The sequence below is a fragment of the Blastococcus tunisiensis genome (assembly GCF_900112815.1).
GTDB lineage: Bacteria > Actinomycetota > Actinomycetes > Mycobacteriales > Geodermatophilaceae > Blastococcus_B > Blastococcus_B tunisiensis.
In genome coordinates this window covers 100,068-119,386 of record NZ_FOND01000005.1, presented here as the reverse complement: position 1 = coordinate 119,386, position 19,319 = coordinate 100,068, and the positions used below count along the sequence as shown (strand labels likewise).

Annotated in this window: 20 protein-coding genes; 3 read left to right on the top strand and 17 right to left on the bottom strand. The window is 72.0% G+C overall.

The features are described 5' to 3' along the window. Nucleotides 1–2 precede the first annotated feature (2 nt). Both BM142_RS08285 and nucS read right to left on the bottom strand, forming a co-directional pair. Nucleotides 3–1,784 carry a 3-hydroxyacyl-CoA dehydrogenase family protein gene (locus BM142_RS08285; protein WP_092196307.1) on the bottom strand — a complete coding sequence of 594 codons (1,782 nt, stop codon included), beginning with the start codon at nt 1,782–1,784 and terminating at the stop codon, nt 3–5. A 146-nt stretch (nt 1,785–1,930) separates the two neighbouring features. Further along, nucleotides 1,931–2,602: an endonuclease NucS gene (nucS, locus tag BM142_RS08280; protein WP_092196306.1), complete on the bottom strand. Its 672-nt coding sequence runs from the start codon at nt 2,600–2,602 to the stop codon at nt 1,931–1,933. A gap of 66 nt (nt 2,603–2,668) precedes the next feature. Between nucS and BM142_RS08275 the strand changes: the two genes are divergently transcribed. Next, entirely contained in the window at nt 2,669–3,553 is an 885-nt protein-coding gene (locus tag BM142_RS08275; RefSeq protein ID WP_217640637.1) for a hypothetical protein, read from the top strand. Nucleotides 3,554–3,605: 52 nt separating this feature from the next. Here the strand turns inward: BM142_RS08275 and BM142_RS08270 are convergent, their stop codons facing one another. From BM142_RS08270 to BM142_RS08260, 3 genes are all read right to left on the bottom strand, one after another. Continuing rightward, the gene (locus tag BM142_RS08270; RefSeq protein WP_254790663.1) at nt 3,606–4,937 is read right to left on the bottom strand and encodes a dicarboxylate/amino acid:cation symporter; all 1,332 of its coding nucleotides are present in this window, start codon (nt 4,935–4,937) and stop codon (nt 3,606–3,608) included. 258 nt (nt 4,938–5,195) lie between these two features. Beyond that, nucleotides 5,196–5,978 (bottom strand): enoyl-CoA hydratase-related protein, encoded by a 783-nt coding sequence (locus tag BM142_RS08265; RefSeq protein WP_092196303.1) that lies wholly within the window; start codon nt 5,976–5,978, stop codon nt 5,196–5,198. An 18-nt stretch (nt 5,979–5,996) separates the two neighbouring features. Further along, complete coding sequence (locus BM142_RS08260) at nt 5,997–8,012, bottom strand: protein meaA (protein WP_092196302.1); 2,016 nt, start codon at nt 8,010–8,012, stop codon at nt 5,997–5,999. 153 nt (nt 8,013–8,165) lie between these two features. Here BM142_RS08260 and BM142_RS08255 point away from each other — a divergent pair, with 153 nt between their 5' ends. Beyond that, nucleotides 8,166–8,510, top strand: a complete 345-nt coding sequence (locus BM142_RS08255; protein ID WP_092196301.1) for a hypothetical protein — start codon at nt 8,166–8,168, stop codon at nt 8,508–8,510. Between the two features lie 21 nt (nt 8,511–8,531). Here the strand turns inward: BM142_RS08255 and murA are convergent, their stop codons facing one another. After that, nucleotides 8,532–9,812, bottom strand: a complete 1,281-nt coding sequence (gene murA, locus BM142_RS08250; protein WP_092196300.1) for a UDP-N-acetylglucosamine 1-carboxyvinyltransferase — start codon at nt 9,810–9,812, stop codon at nt 8,532–8,534. Between the two features lie 138 nt (nt 9,813–9,950). Between murA and BM142_RS08245 the strand changes: the two genes are divergently transcribed. After that, nucleotides 9,951–10,553 carry a cob(I)yrinic acid a,c-diamide adenosyltransferase gene (locus tag BM142_RS08245; RefSeq protein WP_092196299.1) on the top strand — a complete coding sequence of 201 codons (603 nt, stop codon included), beginning with the start codon at nt 9,951–9,953 and terminating at the stop codon, nt 10,551–10,553. A gap of 12 nt (nt 10,554–10,565) precedes the next feature. Here BM142_RS08245 and BM142_RS08240 read toward each other — a convergent pair whose 3' ends face one another. The 11 genes from BM142_RS08240 to BM142_RS08190 all read right to left on the bottom strand — a co-directional run bounded on the left by BM142_RS08240 (nt 10,566) and on the right by BM142_RS08190 (nt 19,317). Next, nucleotides 10,566–10,967, bottom strand: a complete 402-nt coding sequence (locus tag BM142_RS08240) for a DUF2550 domain-containing protein (protein WP_092196298.1) — start codon at nt 10,965–10,967, stop codon at nt 10,566–10,568. Between the two features lie 40 nt (nt 10,968–11,007). Beyond that, entirely contained in the window at nt 11,008–11,397 is a 390-nt protein-coding gene (locus tag BM142_RS08235; protein WP_092196297.1) for a F0F1 ATP synthase subunit epsilon, read from the bottom strand. Between the two features lie 351 nt (nt 11,398–11,748). Then, nucleotides 11,749–11,946 carry a hypothetical protein gene (locus BM142_RS08230; RefSeq protein WP_092196296.1) on the bottom strand — a complete coding sequence of 66 codons (198 nt, stop codon included), beginning with the start codon at nt 11,944–11,946 and terminating at the stop codon, nt 11,749–11,751. Between the two features lie 246 nt (nt 11,947–12,192). After that, nucleotides 12,193–13,638, bottom strand: a complete 1,446-nt coding sequence (atpD, locus tag BM142_RS08225; RefSeq protein ID WP_092196295.1) for a F0F1 ATP synthase subunit beta — start codon at nt 13,636–13,638, stop codon at nt 12,193–12,195. 57 nt (nt 13,639–13,695) lie between these two features. Then, nucleotides 13,696–14,667: a F0F1 ATP synthase subunit gamma gene (locus BM142_RS08220; protein ID WP_092196294.1), complete on the bottom strand. Its 972-nt coding sequence runs from the start codon at nt 14,665–14,667 to the stop codon at nt 13,696–13,698. 3 nt (nt 14,668–14,670) lie between these two features. Continuing rightward, nucleotides 14,671–16,308 carry a F0F1 ATP synthase subunit alpha gene (gene atpA / locus BM142_RS08215; RefSeq protein WP_092196293.1) on the bottom strand — a complete coding sequence of 546 codons (1,638 nt, stop codon included), beginning with the start codon at nt 16,306–16,308 and terminating at the stop codon, nt 14,671–14,673. A 53-nt stretch (nt 16,309–16,361) separates the two neighbouring features. Beyond that, nucleotides 16,362–17,237, bottom strand: coding sequence for a F0F1 ATP synthase subunit delta (locus BM142_RS08210; RefSeq protein WP_092196292.1), 876 nt, complete (start codon nt 17,235–17,237; stop codon nt 16,362–16,364). Then, nucleotides 17,237–17,815, bottom strand: coding sequence for a F0F1 ATP synthase subunit B (locus BM142_RS08205; protein WP_092196291.1), 579 nt, complete (start codon nt 17,813–17,815; stop codon nt 17,237–17,239). Before BM142_RS08205 ends, BM142_RS08210 begins: the two co-directional genes overlap by 1 nt. A gap of 44 nt (nt 17,816–17,859) precedes the next feature. Further along, nucleotides 17,860–18,087, bottom strand: coding sequence for an ATP synthase F0 subunit C (gene atpE, locus BM142_RS08200; protein WP_092196290.1), 228 nt, complete (start codon nt 18,085–18,087; stop codon nt 17,860–17,862). Nucleotides 18,088–18,151: 64 nt separating this feature from the next. Continuing rightward, nucleotides 18,152–18,979, bottom strand: a complete 828-nt coding sequence (gene atpB, locus BM142_RS08195; RefSeq protein ID WP_092196289.1) for a F0F1 ATP synthase subunit A — start codon at nt 18,977–18,979, stop codon at nt 18,152–18,154. Continuing rightward, nucleotides 18,976–19,317, bottom strand: a complete 342-nt coding sequence (locus BM142_RS08190) for a hypothetical protein (protein ID WP_092196288.1) — start codon at nt 19,315–19,317, stop codon at nt 18,976–18,978. The genes atpB and BM142_RS08190 overlap by 4 nt, the downstream gene beginning before the upstream one ends. Nucleotides 19,318–19,319: the final 2 nt, after the last annotated feature.

The window sequence follows — 19,319 nt, the reverse complement described above, 5'->3', positions numbered from 1 at the left end:
GGTCAGCGGCCGGCGTAGTCCCGGAACCCGCGACCGGACTTGCGGCCCAGGTAGCCGGCGGTGACCAGGTGCTCGAGCAGCGGTGCCGGGGCGAAGCCGGGCTCGCGGAACTCGGTGTAGAGCTCCTTCTCGATCGCCAGCGAGACGTCGAGGCCCACGACGTCCAGAAGCTCGAACGGGCCCATCGGGTACCCGCAGCCGACCTTCATCGCGGCGTCGATGTCGTCCGCGGTCGCGTAGTGCGCCTCGAGCATCTTCACCGCGTCGTTCAGGTACGGGAAGAGCAGCGCGTTGACGATGAAGCCGGCCCGGTCGGTGCAGGACACCGCGTGCTTCCCCAGCTGGGCGCTCACCGCGTGTGCCGTGGCGGCCACGTCGGGCGCGGTGGAGATGGTGCTGACCACCTCGACCAGCTTCATGACCTGTGCGGGGTTGAAGAAGTGCATGCCGACGACGTCGGCGGGGCGGCCGCTGGCCTTGGCGCACTCGATGACCGGCAGGCTGGAGGTGGTGGTGGCCAGCACGGCGCCGGGCTTGGCGATCTCCCCGAGGTTGGCGAACAGCGCCTCCTTGACCGGGAGCGACTCCACGACGGCCTCGATGATCAGGTCGCGGTCGGCGAGCTCGTCGAGCGACGTCGTGCCGCTGACGCGGGCCAGGATCTCGTCCTTCGCCGCCTCCTCGAGCCGGCCGCGGACCACCTGCTTGTCGAGCGACTTGGTGAGCGCCGTCGTGACACCCTCCACCTTCTCGGGCGAGCGGGCGACGAAGCGCACGTCGTAGCCGCCCTTGGCGACGACCTCGATGATGCCGGTGGCCATCGTGCCGGACCCCACGACGCCGACCGTCCGGACGTCGCGGGCGCCCTCCGCGGCGCCGCCGGCGGCCGGGGTCCGCGCGTCGTCGACGACCTGGGCGGAGCCGGGCTCGGCGTAGGTGTAGAAGCCGCGCCCGACCTTCCGGCCCAGCAGCCCCGCGGTCATCATCTGCTTGATGATCGGGCTGGGGGCGTGCAGCCGGTTGCGCGACTGCTTGTACATCGTGTCGAGGATCTCGTAGGCGGTGTCGATGCCGATGAGGTCCATCAGCGACAGCGGGCCCATCGGCAGACCGCAGCCCAGCCGCATGGCGGCGTCGATGTCCTCGCGGCTGGCGTAGCGGTTCTCGAACATGGAGACGGCGTGGTTGAGGTAGCCGAACAGCAGCGCGTTGGCGATGAAGCCGGCGCGGTCGCCGATCGTGACGTCGACCTTGCCCAGCCGCTCGGCCAGCGCCTCGACGTCCTCCACCACCGACGGCTCGGTGACGACCGTCTGCACGACCTCGACCAGCTTCATGACCGGCGCCGGGTTGAAGAAGTGCATCCCGATGACCTTGCTCGGCCGGCCGGTCACGACCGACAGCTCGGTGACCGAGAGGCTGGAGGTGTTGGTCGCCAGGATGGTGTCCGGCGGGCAGATCTTGTCCAGCTTCGCGAAGACGTCGGCCTTGAGCTCCATGCGCTCGGGGATGGCCTCGATGACCAGCTCGGCCTGCGCGAGGTCCTCCAGCGAGTCGCTGAACCGGATGCGCTCGAAGATGCTGTCCCGGTCGGCGGGGTCGAGCTTGCCGCGGGCCACGGCGCGGTCGGTGGACTGCTCGACGTGCCCGCGCCCACGGGCGACCGCGTCCTCGCTGATCTCGACGGCGGTGACCGACAGGCCCGCCCGTGCGAGCACCTCGGCGATGCCGGCACCCATGGTGCCCAGCCCCACGACGCCGACCTCGTTCAGTTCCCTGGCCACGAGCTCATCTCCTCCCACCACCGGTGATCGCGGGCAGTCTCTCACTCCCCGGCCGCCGCCGCCGCGCCGGGCTACCGCCCGGTAACTTCGCCCGGCCCGGCCGAGCGGCTGGTCCCCCCCGGCTCGCGGGCGGACGGGGTCTGCACTCAGAACAGCCGCTGGGTGGGGTCGTCGGTGCCCTTGAGGACGGCGTAGTCGACGGTCAGGCAGTCGATGCCGCGATCGGCGGCGAGCACCCGCGCCTGCGGCTTGATCTCCTGCGCGGCGAACACGCCCTTGACCGGCGCGAGGAGCGGGTCGCGGTTGAGCAGCTCCAGGTAGCGGGTCAGCTGCTCGACACCGTCGATCTCGCCGCGCCGCTTGATCTCCACGGCGACAGTGGTGCCCGAGGCATCGCGGCACAGCAGGTCGACCGGTCCGATCGCCGTCGGGTACTCGCGGCGCACCAGCGACCAGCCGGCCCCGAAGGTCTCCACGTGGAGGGCGAGCAGGCGCTGCAGCTCGGCCTCGACGCCGTCCTTCTGCAGGCCCGGGTCGACGCCGAGATCGTGGGAGTGGTCGTGCTCCACGGCCTCGATCGTGATGATCAGCTGCTCGCCGGCCTTGTTCGTCACCGTCCACGTGCCCGACCCGTCGGCCAGCTCGTCCTCGAGCCGGCACGGCGGCGTCATCCAGTTCAGCGGCTTGTAGGCGCGGTCGTCGGCGTGGATCGAGACCGAGCCGTCGGCCTTCACCAGCAGCAGGCGGGTCGCCATGGGCAGGTGGGCGGTGAGCCGCCCGATGTAATCGACGGAGCAGCGGGCGATGACCAGACGCACGGGCGCCGACGCTACCGGGCGCGGGAACCCTCGCCGCCGCCCCGTCGTCGTCAGGAGATGACGATCATGCGAGCGACGAGGCCCGCCGCGGCCCTGGCCCTGGTCCTGGCCCTGTCGGCGTGCGCCGAGAGCCCCGGCGTCGGGAGCCCCTCGGCGGCACCGTCGTCCACCGCGGCCCCGTCGTCCGACGTCGCGGCGACCGAGGGCCTGGTGCTCCGGGTCGAGCACACCGGCGGGTACGTGACGCCGTCGATGCTGGCCGCGCGGCTGCCGCTGGTCAGCGTGTACGCCGACGGCCGGGTGATCACCGAGGGCCCGGTGCCGGCGATCTACCCGGGCCCCGCCCTGCCCAACGTCCAGGTGGCCGAGATCGGTCCGGCGCAGGTCCAGGACCTCGTCGACCGGGCGCTGGCCGCCGGCGTCGGCGAGGACGGCGACCTGGGCAGTCCGCCGGTCGCCGACGCCCCCTCGACCCGGTTCACGCTCGTCACCGCCACCGACACCCACGTGCGCGAGATCTACGCCCTCGGGATGTCGGCCGGCCTGCCCGGAGCCGCCGATGCGGCCGGCGCCGGGATCACCGCGGAGCAGGCCGCGGCCCGCGCGGAGCTCAGCGAGTTCCTGGCCTCGGTGACCGACCCCGGCAGGGCGTCGGAGCCCTACGAGCCCGAGGCGGTCGCCGCCGTCGTGTCTCCCTGGGTGGATCCGGAGGACGGCCTGACGCAGCCGGAGCTGCCCTGGCCCGGCCCCGAGCTGCCGGGCGAGCCGGTCGGCGGCCTCGGCGACGTCAGCTGCGTGACCGCCACGGGCGCCGAGGCGCAGGCCCTGCTCGCGGCCGCCCGCGAGGGCAACGCGGCCACCCCGTGGGTCACCAGCGACGGCATGCGCTGGTCGGTGTCCTTCCGGCCGCTGCTGCCCGACGAGACCGGCTGCGCCGACCTCCTCGAGTGACGAACGGCCCGGACCTCCGCAGGGAGGACCGGGCCGTCGTCGTTCGGTCCGCTCAGACCGTCGCGGGCTCGGGGCGCCGCAGGTCGGTGTCGACGCCGTCGCGCTCCTCGACCGGGGCCAGCGGGTCGATGGTGGACGTGGACCGGTACCGGTCGACGTCCAGGATCCCCTCCCGCTTGGCCACGATGGTCGGCACGAGGGCCTGGCCGGCCACGTTCACCGCGGTGCGGCCCATGTCGAGGATGGGGTCGACGGCCAGCAGCAGGCCGACGCCGGCCAGCGGGAGGCCCAGCGTCGACAGCGTCAGGGTCAGCATGACCACCGCACCCGTCGTCCCGGCGGTGGCCGCCGAGCCGATGACCGAGACCAGGACGATCAGCAGGTAGTCGGTGAGCGCCAGGTCGACGCCGAAGAACTGCGCCACGAAGATCGCCGCCAGCGCCGGGTAGATCGCCGCGCAGCCGTCCATCTTGGTCGTCGCACCGAGCGGGACCGCGAAGGAGGCGTAGGACCGCGGGACGCCCAGGTTCTGCTCGGTGACCCGCTCGGTGACCGGGAGCGTGCCGATGGAGGACCGGGACACGAAGGCCAGCTGGATCGCCGGCCAGGCGCCCGCGAAGTACCGCAGCGGCGAGAGCCCGTGCAGGCGCAGGAGCACCGGGTAGACGACGAACAGCACGAGGGCGAGCCCGGCGTACACCGCACCGGCGAAGACCCCGAGCGAACCCAGCGACTCCCAGCCGTAGCTGGCGACCGCGTTGCCGATCAGGCCGACGGTGCCCAGCGGCGCGAGCAGGATGACCCACCACAGCACCTTCTGGACGATCGCCAGCGCCGAGCGGACGAACCCGAGGAACGGCTCCGCCGCATCGCCGACCTTCAGGGCGGCGATGCCGATGGCCACCGCGATGACGATCAGCTGCAGCACGTCGAAGGAGAGCGCGCCCTCGGCCGAGCCCTGCAGGCCGAGGATGTTCTGCGGCACCAGCCCCTCGAGGAAGCCGAACCACGAGCCCGTGGTGCCGGGCTCGGTCTGCGCGGCGGCGTCGACCGAGCTGTTGCGGCCGGGCTCGGTGAGCAGGCCGAGGCCGATGCCGATCGCGACGGCGATCAGCGCGGTGATCGCGAACCACAGGAGGGTCTGACCCGCGAGGCGGGCGGCGTTCGAGACCTGCTTGAGGTTGGCGATGCTGACGATCACGGCGGTGACGATCAGCGGCGGCACCAGCGCCTTCAGCAGCGTGACGAACGTGCCGCCGATCGTCTGCAGCGTGCTGGTGAGCCAGTTGGGCGAGCCGTCGGCGACGGTGCCCATCTCGCGGGCGACGAAGCCGAGGGCGACGCCGACGACGAGGGCGAAGAGGACCTGTGCCGCGAACGGCACGCGGCGGAGACGGGAGAGCACGGGACGGAGGGCCTTTCGGGGAACGGACGGAGGAGGACGGGCGCGGCCGGCGTCAACAGCCGGTGGTCGTCCGCCGTCCGAGGTCCAGGGCACGCCGCTGCGTGAGGCCCCACAGGTTCTGCACGGCAGGGTCAATGCCGCGAGGGGCAGCAGTCATCCCCCATGTGCGCGGAGTCACCCAGGCCCCCGTTCAGGGTCCCGCCGCGAGCCTGTGAGCGGTGGGGGGAACGGGGGTCCTCAATCGGTCCAGACGGGCCGGCGCTTCTCCAGGAACGCGCTCATCCCTTCGCGCGCGCCGTCGAGCTGGCTCGCCGCGGCCATCACCTCGACCGCCGTGGCGTACGCGTCCCGCTCGGGACGATCCAGCTGGGCGTACATCGTCTGCTTCCCCCAGGCCTTGCTCGCCCGGGAACCGCGGGTGGCCCGGGACATGAGGTCGGCGACCTCCGCGTCCAGTTCGGCGTCGGGCACCACCCGGTTGACCAGTCCCCAGTCCAGCGCGGTGCGGGCATCGATGACGTCCCCGGTCAGCGCCAGCTCCATGGCCCGCTTGCGCCCGACGTTCCGGGCGATGGCCACCATCGGGGTGTGGCAGAACCAGCCGCCCTTCCCGCCGGGGGCGGCGAAGCCGGCCGATTCCGCGGCGACGGCGAGATCGCAGGAGGCGACCAGCTGGCACCCGGCGGCCGTCGCCAGTGCGTGCACCCGCGCCACGACGACCTGCGGCACGTCCTGGATGGTCTGCATCAGCTCGGTGCACAGCCGCAGCAGGCTGCGCACCTCGGCCACCGGCTTCCCGGCCACGTCGGCGAAGTCGTGCCCGGCGCTGAACACCGGACCCTCGGCTGCCAGCACGATGCCGGTGGCGTCGCTGTCGCCGACCTCCGTGACGGCGTCCAGCAGCTGGGTCAGGTGCTCCCGGGACAGCGCGTTGCGGCGGGCCGCCCGCACCATGGTGATGCGGACGACGCCCTCGCCGTCCATGCCGTCGCGTTCGACCCTGGGTGCACCGTCAGCCATGCCCCGACGCTAGCCGCCTCAGGCCGGAGCCGGCACCTTCTGCAGGCCGTTCGCATCTCGGATGACGTCGACGACGGCGCCCATGATCTCGGTGAGCCCGAAGTCCTTGGGCGTGAAGACGCGAGCGACGCCCTGCTCGCGCAGCCGCCGGGCGTCGCTGTCGGGGATGATCCCGCCGACGACCACCGGGACGTCGTCGAGCCCGGCGTCCTTGAGGCCCTGCAGCACGCTGGGGACGACCTGGAGATGGGATCCGGAGAGCACCGACAGGCCGACCACGTGCACGTCCTCCTCGACCGCCGCGGACACGATCTGCGCCGGGGTGAGCCGGATGCCCTGGTAGACGACCTCGAAGCCGGCGTCGCGGGCCCGGACGGCGATCTGCTCGGCACCGTTGGAGTGCCCGTCCAGGCCCGGCTTGCCGACCAGGAACCGCAGCCGCCCGCCGAGCTCCTCGCCCGTGGCACGGACCCGCTCCCGGATCTCGCGCAGGGTGTCGTCGGCCTCGCCACCACCGGTCGCGGCCGCGACCCCGGTCGGCGCCCGGTACTCGCCGAACACCTCGCGCAGCACCCCGGCCCACTCCCCCGTCGTCACGCCCGCGCGGGCGCAGTCGAGGGTGGCGGCCATCAGGTTCACCTCGGAGGCAGCCGCCGCACGCAGGGCGTCGAGCGCCGCGTCGGCGGCGGCCTGGTCGCGCTCGGCGCGCCACTTCTGCACCGCCTCCTGGGCGGAGGCCTCCACGGCCGGGTCGACCGTCATGATGGCCGTGTCGAGGTCGGCGGTGAGCGGGTTGGGCTCGGTGGTCTCGAACCTGTTCACGCCGACGACGACGTCCTCGCCGCTCTCGATCCGGCGCCGGCGCTCGGCCAGCGAGCCGACCATCGCGCTCTTCATGTAGCCGGACTCGACCGCCGCGACGGCGCCGCCCAGCTCCTCGACGCGGGCCATCTCCGCCTTGGCGCCCTCGACCAGCTCGGCGACCTTCTTCTCGACGACGACCGAGCCGGTGAACAGGTCCTCGTACTCGAGCAGGTCGGTCTCGTAGGCCAGCACCTGCTGGAGCCGCAGCGACCACTGCTGGTCCCACGGCCGGGGCAGGCCGAGCGCCTCGTTCCAGGCCGGCAACTGCACCGCGCGGGCGCGGGAGTCGCGGGACAGCGTGACGGCGAGCATCTCCAGCACGATCCGCTGGACGTTGTTCTCCGGCTGCGCCTCGGTCAGCCCCAGCGAGTTGACCTGCACGCCGTAGCGGAAGCGGCGGTGCTTGGGGTCCTGCACGCCGTAGCGTTCCTCCGTCAGCTCGTCCCAGAGCTGGGTGAAGGCGCGCATCTTGCACATCTCCTCGACGAAGCGGACGCCCGCGTTGACGAAGAAGGAGATCCGGGCGACGACCTCGCCGAACTTCTCCTGCGGGACCTGCCCCGAGTCACGCACCGAGTCGAGGACGGCGATGGCGGTGCCGATCGCGTAGGCGATCTCCTGCTCCGGTGTCGCCCCGGCCTCCTGCAGGTGGTAGCTGCAGATGTTGATCGGGTTCCACTTCGGCATCGTCGTCACCGTGTAGGCGACCATGTCCGTGATCAGCCGCATCGACGGGGCCGGCGGGAAGACGTACGTCCCCCGCGACAGGTACTCCTTGATGATGTCGTTCTGCGTCGTCCCGGCGAGCTTGCTGACGTCGTGGCCGTGCTCCTCGGCCACCGCCTGGTAGAGCGCGAGCAGCCACATCGCCGTGGCGTTGATCGTCATCGACGTGTTCATCTCGTCGAGCGGGATGCCGTCGAAGAGGGCGCGCATGTCGCCGATGTGGGTGACCGGCACGCCGACCTTGCCGACCTCACCGACCGCGAGCTCGTCGTCCGGGTCGTAGCCGGTCTGCGTCGGCAGGTCGAAGGCGACCGACAGGCCGGTCTGCCCCTTCGCCAGATTGCGGCGGTACAGGGCGTTGGACTCGGCCGGCGAGGAGTGTCCGGCGTAGGTGCGCATGACCCAGGGGCGGTCGCGCTCCTTCGGCGTTGAAGGGAACGGCATACCGGCGGAGTCTAGGGCGGTTACCCGCCGGTAGCAGCCCCGGCCGGGGACCGTGACGGGTGGCACACTCGATCGGCGGAAGGACCCTCGTGCCCCCCAGCCCTCGCTCCGCTCGGATCGGGCTCCAGCACGAGGGCCGGAGGGAGGTCGACCGTGCCGATCGGAGCCGGGAGCAGTCTGCACTTCCTGGTGGGGCCGGCGATCGCGTTCCTCGCCCTGGCCCTGCTCGTGCTCTTCCTGCGCTGGGCGTTCGGCACGGGGTACGGGCGCGGGACGCCGGAGCCACCGGCCGGGGAGGGGCTGCTCACCCTGGTCGCCACGCTCTCCCGCCGGGAGTCGGCACTGGCGCTGCGGGCGGTGCTCTCCGACGCCGGGATCCGCTCGACCGTCCGCTTCCCGGCACCGCACCGCGCCGACGTGCTCGTCTTCCCGGAGGACGCCGCCCGCGCCCGGTCGCTGGCCGCCGTCTTCCCGGGTGGCCGGGCGGTGGACGGCTGAGCGGCTAGGGCAGAGGGCAGCTCAGCCGTCGCGCTGCGTGCGCCGCACCTGGGCTCCGAGCCCCTGCAGCTGCTGCACGAAGTCGGGGTAGCCGCGGTCGACGTGGTGCACCTCCTGCACCTCGGTGACACCGTCGGAGACCAGGCCGGCGAGGATCAGGCCGGCACCGGCCCGGATGTCGGTCGCCACGACCGGCGCGCTGGAGAGCCGCTCCCGCCCGCGGACGACCGCGTGGTGGCCGTCGATCCGCACGGCGGCGCCCAGCCGCACCAGCTCGTTGACGAACATGAACCGGCCCTCGAAGACGTTCTCGGTGATCAGCGCCGTCCCGGTGGAGACCGCGGCGAGAGCGACCGCCATCGGCTGCAGGTCGGTCGGGAAGCCGGGGAAGGGCAGCGTCACGATGTCGACGCAGCGGGGGCGCTCGGTCATCGCGACGTGGATGCCGTCGGGCAGCGCCTCGACGGTCGCCCCGGCGTCGGCGAGCTTGTCCAGCGCCACCGCGAGATGGCCTGCCACGGCCCGCTCGATGACCACGTCGCCGCGGGTCATCACCGCGCCGATCGCCCAGGTGCCCGCCACGATGCGGTCGGGCACGGTCGCGTAGCTCACCGGGGCGAGCGCCTCGACCCCCTCGACGGTGATGGTGGAGGTACCCGGACCGTCGATCCGGGCGCCCATCGCGCACAGCATCGTGCAGAGGTCGACGATCTCCGGCTCCCGCGCGGCGTTGTCGATGACCGTGGTCCCCTCGGCGAGTACCGCCGCCATGACGAGGTTCTCGGTGGCCCCCACCGACGGGAAGTCCAGCCAGATCGACGTCCCGGACAGCCGTGGGGCGGTGGCCACCAGGAAGCCGTGCTCGCTGACGATCGTGGCGCCCAGCCGCTCCAGGCCGGCGATGTGCATGTCGAGCCCGCGCGAGCCGATGGCGTCGCCGCCGGGCAGCGCGACGCGGGCGCTCCCGCAGCGGGCCACCAGCGGCCCCAGGACGCTGATCGAGGCCCGCATCTTGCGCACCAGGTCGTAGTCGGTCTCGGTGGAGGGCTGCTCGGGGACGTCGATGAGCACCCGCCCCCCGCCGCCACCACCGGGGGTGCGCTGGTAGTCGACGCCGCACCCCAGCCGGCGCAGCACCTCGCTCATGATCGCGACGTCGAGGATGTCGGGGACCTCGTCGATCGTGGTGCGCCCGGGCGCCAGCAGGGCGGCCGCCATGAGCTTGAGCGCGCTGTTCTTGGCGCCGGTCACCCGCACGCGCCCGGTCAGCGCGGCGCCACCGGTCACCTCGAAGCACTCCACGCAGCCACCCTATGGCCCGCCGCATGCCTCCGCCGCCGGCTCGGCGACGTGCTGGCACGGCCCTCCTGCGGGGGCCGGCTCCGAGCGCCGGCGAGGAGCGGGGGGCAGGGGGGTTCCGTCTCCTCCTAGGCTGCGGGCATGACCGTCCGGCTGACCCGCATCTACACGAAGACCGGCGACGCCGGCCAGACCCACCTCGGCGACATGAGCCGGGTGGCCAAGACCGACCCCCGGCTGATCGCCTACGCCGACGTGGACGAGACCAACAGCGTGATCGGAACGGCGCTCGCACTGGGTGCCCCGGAGCCCGCGGTGGCCGAGCTGCTGCGCAGCATCCAGAACGACCTGTTCGACATCGGCGCGGACCTCTGCACGCCGATCACGCCGGACCCGGAGTACCCGCCGCTGCGGGTGACCGCCGCCTACACCGAGCGGCTCGAGGCCGCCTGCGACGAGTACAACGAGGCCCTGCCGAAGCTGAACAGCTTCATCCTCCCGGGCGGCACGCCCGCGGCCGCGCTGCTCCACCAGGCCCGGGTGGTGGCACGCCGGGCCGAGCGCAGCGTGTGGGCCCTGCTCGAGGTCGACGCCGAGCGCACGAACGCCGAGACCGCCCGCTACCTCAACCGGCTGTCGGACCTGCTGTTCATCCTGTCCCGGGTCGCCAACCCCGACGGCGACATCCTCTGGGAACCGGGGGCGCACAGCGGTGCCCACGCCCAGCGGGAGGCGCGGGGGTAGCCGACCCCGTCATCAGCTGCGGGGCGGGGCAGACTCCATCCAGGACAGGAACCCGGTCACCGTCGAGCTGTCCATGGCGAGCTCCCGGGGCCCCTCCGGGGTGGCGAGGGTCAGGACGACGACGTCCGAGGGCAGGGCGAGGTCCTCGCGCCCCGCGCGACGGCGGGACGCCACGTCCAGGCCGGCGCGGTGCAGCCGCTCGTGCGGCCGGACGGCGAGGGAGAGACCGCGGTACCAGAGGAGCATGTCGCCGCCGTACCAGGCCACGCCCACCGACCAGCGGGGCGATCCCGCCCGGCGCAGCCACATGGTGACGGCTCCGAGACCGGACAGCAGGAAGCGGCGGCGCAGCAGGAAGGCGACCGCCAGCACGACGACGAGCACCCCGAGCAGGACCAGCAGGACCGTGGTCACGGCGCGGCCGGGCTCAGGGCGGCGTGTCGATCGGGGTGGATCAGGCGCTCTGGCCGGCCGCCCGGAGACGCGACTGGGCGCGGCGGGCTGCGTCGACCGCCTCCGGGTCGTCCCCGTCCCCCTCGGCGCGACGCAGCGCCTCGCGGGCCCGCTCGACGTCGATCTCACCGGCGATCTCCGCCGTCTCGGCGAGGATGGACACCCCACGCTCGGTCACCGACAGGAACCCGCCGTGCGCCGCGACGACGACGTCCTCACCGGAGTCGGTGCGGATGGTGACCACACCGCCGCCGGCGAGCTCACCCAGCAGCGGCGCGTGGCCGGGCAGGATGCCCAGTTCGCCCTCGGTCGTGCGGGCGATGACCATCGTCGCCTCGCCGGACCAGATCTTCCGCTCGACGGCCACCAACTCGACCTGCAGGGTCGCCACGACACTCCTCGGGGATCCACCACCGGCCGGGAGCCGGTGCGGTGCGGTTCGGGGTTCGCCGGCCCACGGGACACGGCGACGGGTCGCCCCCCACTGTAGCGGCGTGTCGCCCCCAGCCCGCCCGCAGGGGGCCAGCCGGAACCGGCGCAGTGGCCCCGTCCAGGGCACCACCCCGAGCCCGGAACGTGCTGGAACGGCCCTCCTGCAGGGGCCCGCTCCGAGCGTCAGCGAGGAGTGGGGGCAGTGGCCCCGTCCAGGGCACCACCCCGAGCCCGGAACGTGCTGGAACGGCCCTCCTGCAGGGGCCCGCTCCGAGCGTCAGCGAGGAGTGGGGGGCAGGAGGGTCCTTATTCAGGCGGAGCGGCGGTAGAGCAGGGTCCAGCGGCCGAGGCGGACCCACGGGCGGCGCACGGTCGATGCCGGCGCCCACTCCTCGACGCCGAAGGGCGCGCCGTCCACCGACTCCATCGGGCCGTAGGGCGGCCAGGTCCAGCCGGGCTCGGCGGTGCCGGGCTGGCGGTTCGAAGGTCGGTCGTCGTCCTGGTCCACGTCGGTCCTCGTCATGGCGCCCGGGGGTTCGAGCGCTTCGGTCGAATGGTCGGCATCCGCGGGGCCGGCCACGAGGGAGGGTAGCCCCGTTCCACCCGTACGGGTGACCCGCGGTCCCCCTGTCGTGAGATCGCTACCCCGGTGCGCGTCAGGTATGCCCGTCCCGGACGGCGAACGGCCGGGCCCTCCGAGGGAGGTGCCCGGCCGCCGACGGCCCCGCCGAACGGGGCGGTGGTGTCCTGCCGCTTACGCCTTCTTCAGGCGCTCCGCGTTCTTCTCGAGGTCCTCGAGCCCACCCTGCATGAAGAACGCCTGCTCCGGGAGGTGGTCGTAGGTCCCCTCGGTGAGCGCCTTGAAGGCCTCCAGCGTCTCCGACAGCGGCACGAAGGAGCCGGGCTGCCCGGTGAACGCCTCGGCCACGAACATGTTCTGCGAGAGGAAGCGCTCGATCCGCCGGGCCCGGTTGACCGTGACCTTGTCCTCCTCGCCGAGCTCGTCGATACCGAGGATGGCGATGATGTCCTGCAGCTCCTGGTAGCGCTGCAGGATCCGCTTCACGGTCTGGGCGATCTGGTAGTGCTCCTCGCCCACGTACTGCGGGTCGAGGATCCGGCTGGTGGAGTCCAGCGGGTCCACGGCCGGGTAGATGCCCTTCTCCGAGATCGGCCGGGAGAGCACGGTCGTCGCGTCGAGGTGGGCGAACGTGGTGTGCGGCGCCGGGTCGGTGATGTCGTCGGCGGGCACGTAGATGGCCTGCAGCGAGGTGATGGACCGACCACGGGTGGAGGTGATCCGCTCCTGCAGCTCGCCCATCTCGTCGGCCAGGGTGGGCTGGTAACCCACGGCGGAGGGCATGCGGCCGAGCAGGGTGGAGACCTCGGACCCGGCCTGGGTGAACCGGAAGATGTTGTCGATGAAGAGCAGCACGTCCTGGTTCTGCTCGTCGCGGAAGTACTCGGCCATGGTCAGCGCCGAGAGGGCGACCCGCAGACGCGTGCCCGGCGGCTCGTCCATCTGGCCGAACACCAGGGCGGTGGACTCGATGACGCCGGACTCGGTCATCTCCGTGATGAGGTCGTTGCCCTCACGGGTGCGCTCGCCGACACCGGCGAACACCGACACACCACCGAACTCCTGGGCGACGCGGCGGATCATCTCCTGGATCAGCACGGTCTTGCCCACGCCGGCACCGCCGAACAGGCCGATCTTGCCGCCGGCCACGTACGGGGTCAGCAGGTCGATGACCTTGATGCCGGTCTCGAGCAGCTCGGTGCGGCCCTCGAGCTGGTCGAACCGCGGCGCGTGCCGGTGGATCGACCAGCGGGTGGCGTCCGAGCCGTAGCCGGGCTCGTCCAGGCACTCGCCGAGGGTGTTCCAGACGTGGCCCTTGGTCACGTCACCGACGGGGACGGTGATGGACTCCCCCGTGTCGCGCACCTCGGCGCCACGCACGAGGCCGTCGGTCGGCGCCATCGAGATGGTGCGGACGACACCCTCGCCGAGGTGCTGGGCGACCTCGAGGGTCAGGGTCTTGCCCAGGTCGGCGAGGGTCACCTCGACCTTCAGGGCGTTGAACAGGTCGGGCATCGCGTCGCGCGGGAACTCGACGTCGACGACCGGCCCGGTGACCCGCACGACACGGCCCGCGGCCTGCGTCTGCTGGTTGGTCGGACGGTCCTCGGTGACGGTCATCTGTACTGCTCTCCTGCCCTCGGGCTGCGGTGGTCTCGCGTGTTCAGGTGGTTCACGTCAGTCGCCGGCACCGGCCGAGACCAGCGCGTCGGACCCACCGACGATCTCGCTGATCTCCTGGGTGATCTCGGCCTGGCGGGCCTGGTTGGCCTGCCTCGACAGATTCTTCGCCAGCTCCTCGGCGTTGTCCGAGGCCGACTTCATCGCGCGCCGGCGCGAGGCCGACTCCGACGCCGCCGCCTCGAGCATGGCCGCGTAGATGCGGGTGGTGACGTACTTCGGCAGCAGCGCGTCGAGGAGCCCCTCGGCGGACGGCTCGAACTCGTAGGACGTCGGGACGCCGGAGTCACCGGTCTGCCCGGACTCGCGGTCCTCCCGCTCGTAGTCGAACTCCTCGACCTCCTCGACCTCCAGCGGAGCCATCCGCTTGGCGACCGGGACCTGCGAGAGCAGCGAGCGGAACTCGGTGTAGACGATGTGCAGCTCGTCGACGCCGAGGATGCCGTCGGCACCCGCGTCGCCGTCCTCGTCGTCCTCACCGGCGGTGAAGACGTCGATCAGCTCGGAGCCGACGGCCTGCGCGTCCTCGTAGCCCGGCTGCTCGGAGAAGCCCGTGAACGTCGCCGCCATCTCGCGGTCGCGGAAGGAGTAGTAGGTCTCCCCCTTGCGGCCGACGACGTAGAGGACCGGCTCCTTGCCCTCCTGGCGCAGCAGCGCGAGCAGCTCCTCGGTGCGCCGCAGCACGTTGACGTTGTACGAACCGGCGAACCCGCGGTCGGAGGTGATCACGAGGACCGCCGCCCGCTTGGGGTTCTCCCGCTCGGTCAGCAGCGGGTGGTCCAGCGAGGCCGACGACGCCAGGGCCGACAGCACCCGCGTGATCTCCCGGGCGTACGGCTTGGACGCCTCGACCCGGGCCTGGGCGCGCACGATGCGGGCACCGGCGATCAGCTCCTGGGCCGAGAAGATCTTCTTCGTCGACTGGGTGGAGCGGATGCGGCGCCGCAGCGCGCGGAGAGAGGCGGCCATCGGTCAGGCCTTCTTCTTGACCTGGACGCGCTCCTGGCCACGCTCGGACGCGTCCATCGCCTCGGCCTCGGGCTCGTTGACCTTCAGCGACTCGCCCTCGCCGGTGGTGAACTGCCCGTAGAAGGCCTCCACCGCCTGCTCCAGGTTCCGCACGGTGTCGTCCTCGAGCTTCTTCGACGTCCGGATGGTGTCGAAGACGCCCTCGTGGTTGCGGGCGATGAAGTCGAGGAACTCGGACTCGAAGCGCCGCACGTCGCTCACCGGCACGACGTCGAGCTTGCCGGTGGTGCCCAGCCACAGCGAGACGACCTCCCGCTCGACCGGGTACGGGGAGTACTGGCCCTGCTTGAGCAGCTCGACCAGGCGCATGCCGCGGTCCAGGGTCGCCCGGCTGGACGCGTCCAGGTCGGAGGAGAAGGACGCGAAGGCCTCCAGCTCGCGGTACTGCGCGAGGTCCAGCCGCAGCCGGCCGGCGACCGACTTCATCGCCTTGATCTGGGCCGAACCGCCGACGCGGGACACCGAGATGCCGACGTTGATGGCCGGGCGGACGCCGGAGTTGAACAGACCGGTCTCGAGGAAGATCTGCCCGTCGGTGATCGAGATGACGTTGGTCGGGATGTAGGCCGACACGTCGTTGCCCTTGGTCTCGACCAGCGGCAGCCCGGTCATGGACCCGGCACCGAGCTCGTCGTTGAGCTTCGCGCAGCGCTCCAGCAGGCGGGAGTGCAGGTAGAAGACGTCGCCGGGGTAGGCCTCGCGGCCCGGCGGGCGGCGCAGCAGCAGCGACACGGCGCGGTAGGCCTCGGCCTGCTTCGACAGGTCGTCGAACACGATCAGGACGTGCTTGCCCTCGTACATCCAGTGCTGGCCGATGGCCGAGCCGGCGTAGGGGGCGATGTACTTGAAGCCCGCGGCCTCCGACGCCGGGGCGGCGACGATGGTCGTGTACTCCATCGCGCCGGCCTCCTCGAGGGCGGAGCGGATCGCCGCGATCGTCGAGCCCTTCTGGCCGACGGCGACGTAGATGCAGCGCACCTGCTGGGCCGGGTCGCCGGTGGCCCAGGCTTCCTTCTGGTTGATGATCGTGTCCGTGACGATCGCCGTCTTGCCGGTCTGGCGGTCGCCGATGACCAGCTGGCGCTGGCCGCGGCCGATCGGGGTCATCGCGTCGATGGCCTTGATGCCGGTCTGCATCGGCTCGTGCACCGACTGGCGCTGGACCACGGTGGGGGCCTGCAGCTCCAAGGCGCGACGGCCGGTGGTCTCGATCGGGCCACCGCCGTCGATCGGGTTGCCCAGCGGGTCGACGACGCGGCCGAGGTAGCCGTCACCGACCGGCACCGAGAGCACCTCGCCGGTGCGGCGGACCTGCTGGCCCTCCTCGATGCCGGAGAAGTCACCCAGGACCACGACGCCGACCTCGCGCACGTCGAGGTTCAGCGCCAGGCCACGGACACCGCTCTCGAACTCGAGCAGCTCGTTGGTCATGACCGAGGGCAGTCCCTCGACACGGGCGATGCCGTCGCCGGCCTCGGTGACCGTGCCGACCTCCTCGCGGGAGATGTCGGGGCTGTACTCGGTGACGTAGCTCTGGATGGCACTGCGGATCTCGTCCGCGGAGATCGTCAGCTCGGCCATGGGTCGTCCTCTTCCCTGCGGGTGGTGTCTGGGTGGTCGGTCGGTGGGGTGCGTCAGCCGGCCAGCCGCCGTTCGGCGGCTTCCAGGCGGTGGGCGATGCTGCCGTCGATGACCTCGTCGCCCACCTGGACGATCAGGCCGCCGAGCACGCCCGGGTCGACGGTGACCTGCAGATTGACGGTGCGCCCGTAGATCCGGCGGAGCACGTCGGCCAGCCGCTGCTCCTGGGCGTCGGTGAGCGGCACGGCGGTCGTGACACGGGCGACGGACTGGCCGCGGCGGCGGCTGGCCACCTCGGAGAGGCGTTCGACGGCGTTCTCCGCGGTGCCGACGTGCGGGCCGGTGAGCACGTTGCGGAGCAGCTGCTCGGTGACCGGGCTGACCCGGCCGGACAGCAACCGGTCCAACAGCGCGCTCTTGCCCTCGGCCGGCGCCTTGCGATCGCTGAGGATGCGGCCCAGCTCCCGGTCCCCGGACACGATGCGGCCGAACCGGAACAGCTCGTCCTCGACGGTGTCGAGCTCACCACGCGCGTCGGCGGCGTCCAGGGACGCCTCGGTCGCGAGGGCGCTGAAGGCGTCGACCAGGTCGATCGGTTGCGACCAGCGCTGGCGGGCGACCGTCTCGACCAGGTCCAGGGCCGTCGCCGAGATCTTCGATCCGAACAGCCGCTGGGCCAGACCGGCCCGGTCCTCGGGACGGCCGGCGGGGTCCGACAGCGCCCGGCGCAGCGAGAGCTGGCCGTTGAGCAGCCGGCCGACGGCGAAGAGCTCGTCGGCCAGGGCGAGCAGCTCCGGACCGGTCGCCGCCCGGGCGGGCTGACCGGTCAGCCGGTCCTTGGCCCGCTCGATGACGCCGGAGGCAGGACGACTCAGCTGGTCCAGGCGCTCGCGCGCCTCGACCAGCGCCGCCCGGCTGGAGGCCTCCATCAACGGGTGCTCCCGGAGACGCTCGTCGCCCCGCCGGTACGCCCGTCCGGACTACCGGCCGCCATGCCGTCGAGCTCGGCCAGGAAGCGGTCGACCGTGCCGCTGCGCCGGGCGTCGTCGGCGAGCGACTCGCCCACCACCTGACCCGCCAGCTGGACGGCGAGCGTGCCGATCTGCCCACGCAGCTCGTTGACCACCTGCTGGCGGGCGGTGGCCAGCTGCTCCTCGCCGCGGGCCACGATGCGCTCGGACTCGGCCTGCGCCTGCGCCCGCAGCTCCTCGAGGATCTGCTGCCCCTCGGCCCGGGCCTGGTCGCGGATCGAGGCGGCCTCGTTCCGGGCCTCGGCCAGCTGCGCCTTGTACTGCTCCAGCGCGGCCTTGGCCTCGGCCTGCATGGCCTCGGCCCGCTCGATGCCGCCCTCGATCGCCTCGCGGCGGGCCTGGAAGACCTGCTCGAAGCGCGGCACGACGAACTTGATCACCACGAAGACCAGGATCCCGAAGGTGATCAGGCCGACGATGATCTCGCCCACCGGGGGCAGGAGCGGGTTGGCGCTCTCCGCAGCCAGGATGTTCATGCTGTGCACGTCCCTAAGTCAGCTGGACCGGACCGGATGGTCGATCAGTAGATGAAGGGCACGACCAGGCCGATCAGCGCCAGCGCCTCGGAGAGGGCGGCACCGAGGAAGGCGTAGGTCCGGGTCAGGCCGGCGGACTCGGGCTGGCGGGCGGTCGCCTGGATGTAGGCGGCCCACACGATGCCCACACCGATGCCGGGGCCGATGGCGGCGAGGCCGTAGCCGACCGTGCCGATGTTGCCCTCGAGCGCTGCGAGAACCTCTGTCGTCATTGGGGGGTCTTCCTCCTGTGTCGGTCACCCGGGTCGTCCCGGGTGGCTGGCGGGGGTGGAGCGGTCAGTGGGCGGGCTCGACGGCGCCGTTGAGGTAGGTCGCGGTCAGCACCGTGAAGACGTAGGCCTGCAGGATGATCACCAGCACCTCGAAGAACGTCATGGCCAGCGCCATGGCGAACGCGAACGGGCTGAAGATCACCGAGAAGTTGCCCACCGTGAGCAGGTAGACGGTGCCGAGGGAGAAGACGACCAGCAGCATGTGCCCGGCGAACATGTTCGCGAAGAGCCGGACGGCGAGGGTGAACGGCCGGATCACGAAGACCTGCAGCAGCTCGATCGGCGTCACCAGGATCAGCGCGGCGGCCGGCACACCCGGGGGGACGGCGGCGTCCTTGAAGTAGCGCCCCGCACCCTGCTCGCGGATGCCGACCCAGTTGTACATGACCCACACGATCACGGCGAGGACCAGCGGCCAGGCGAACTTCGAGTTCGGGGAGATCTGGAAGAACGGCACGATGCTCATCGCGTTGTTCGCCAGGATGAAGAAGAACAGCGAGGCGAGGAACGGCGCGAACGGCAGGCCCTTGGGGCCGATCACGTCGCGGGCGATGCCGTCGCGGATGAGCGAGTAGCCGCTCTCCCCGAGGTACTGCATCTTCCCTGGCACGATCGACGGCTTGCGCACCGCCAGGACCAGCAGGGCGAGGATCGCCGCGGTCGCGATCCAGGAGATGATCGTGATGCGGGTGATCTCGAAGGCCACCCCGAGGATGGAGAACTCCGCGATGGGCTCCGGGTAGAACTCCGCGATGGTCGGAGCCTGGAAGCCGTCCCCGCCGGATCCTTCGGCCGCGAGCACGCTGCCGAGCGCTGAGGCGCTGGAGGTCACCGTCGTCCCTTCTGCGTCTTGCGGTACTCCGGTGGCCGGCTCCGCTGCCCGCCCCGGGTCGTGCTGGTGGGCCGACCTCCCGCAGGCGGATCGACGGCCCCGTACTTGACGACCACCAGGTAGATGGCCACTCCCAGACCGAGGAGGAGACCGACCAAGGCGAAGACGCGGGTCTCCAGCCAGCGGTCGAGCAGCACTCCGGCCCCGCCCCACACGATGATCCCCGAGAGCAGTGTCCCGGTGATCCCCCAGCCGATGTCGGCCCCGCTGGGCTGACGGTCGGTCGGTTCGGTGGTCCGAGGTCGAGCGTCCCCGCGAGCAGGGCTGTCCTCGGCCATCG

Bases quoted from the DNA above. Each gene is read 5' to 3' on its own strand.
- BM142_RS08275 (WP_217640637.1), top strand. From the start codon at position 2,669: ATGCGAGCGACGAGGCCCGCCGCGGCCCTGGCCCTGGTCCTGGCCCTG.
- BM142_RS08265 (WP_092196303.1), bottom strand. From the start codon at position 5,978: ATGGCTGACGGTGCACCCAGGGTCGAACGCGACGGCATGGACGGCGAG.
- BM142_RS08260 (WP_092196302.1), bottom strand. From the start codon at position 8,012: ATGCCGTTCCCTTCAACGCCGAAGGAGCGCGACCGCCCCTGGGTCATG.
- BM142_RS08245 (WP_092196299.1), top strand. From the start codon at position 9,951: ATGACCGTCCGGCTGACCCGCATCTACACGAAGACCGGCGACGCCGGC.
- atpD (WP_092196295.1), bottom strand. From the start codon at position 13,638: ATGACCGTCACCGAGGACCGTCCGACCAACCAGCAGACGCAGGCCGCG.
- BM142_RS08220 (WP_092196294.1), bottom strand. From the start codon at position 14,667: ATGGCCGCCTCTCTCCGCGCGCTGCGGCGCCGCATCCGCTCCACCCAG.
- atpA (WP_092196293.1), bottom strand. From the start codon at position 16,308: ATGGCCGAGCTGACGATCTCCGCGGACGAGATCCGCAGTGCCATCCAG.
- BM142_RS08210 (WP_092196292.1), bottom strand. From the start codon at position 17,237: ATGGAGGCCTCCAGCCGGGCGGCGCTGGTCGAGGCGCGCGAGCGCCTG.
- BM142_RS08205 (WP_092196291.1), bottom strand. From the start codon at position 17,815: ATGAACATCCTGGCTGCGGAGAGCGCCAACCCGCTCCTGCCCCCGGTG.
- atpE (WP_092196290.1), bottom strand. From the start codon at position 18,087: ATGACGACAGAGGTTCTCGCAGCGCTCGAGGGCAACATCGGCACGGTC.
- BM142_RS08190 (WP_092196288.1), bottom strand. From the start codon at position 19,317: ATGGCCGAGGACAGCCCTGCTCGCGGGGACGCTCGACCTCGGACCACC.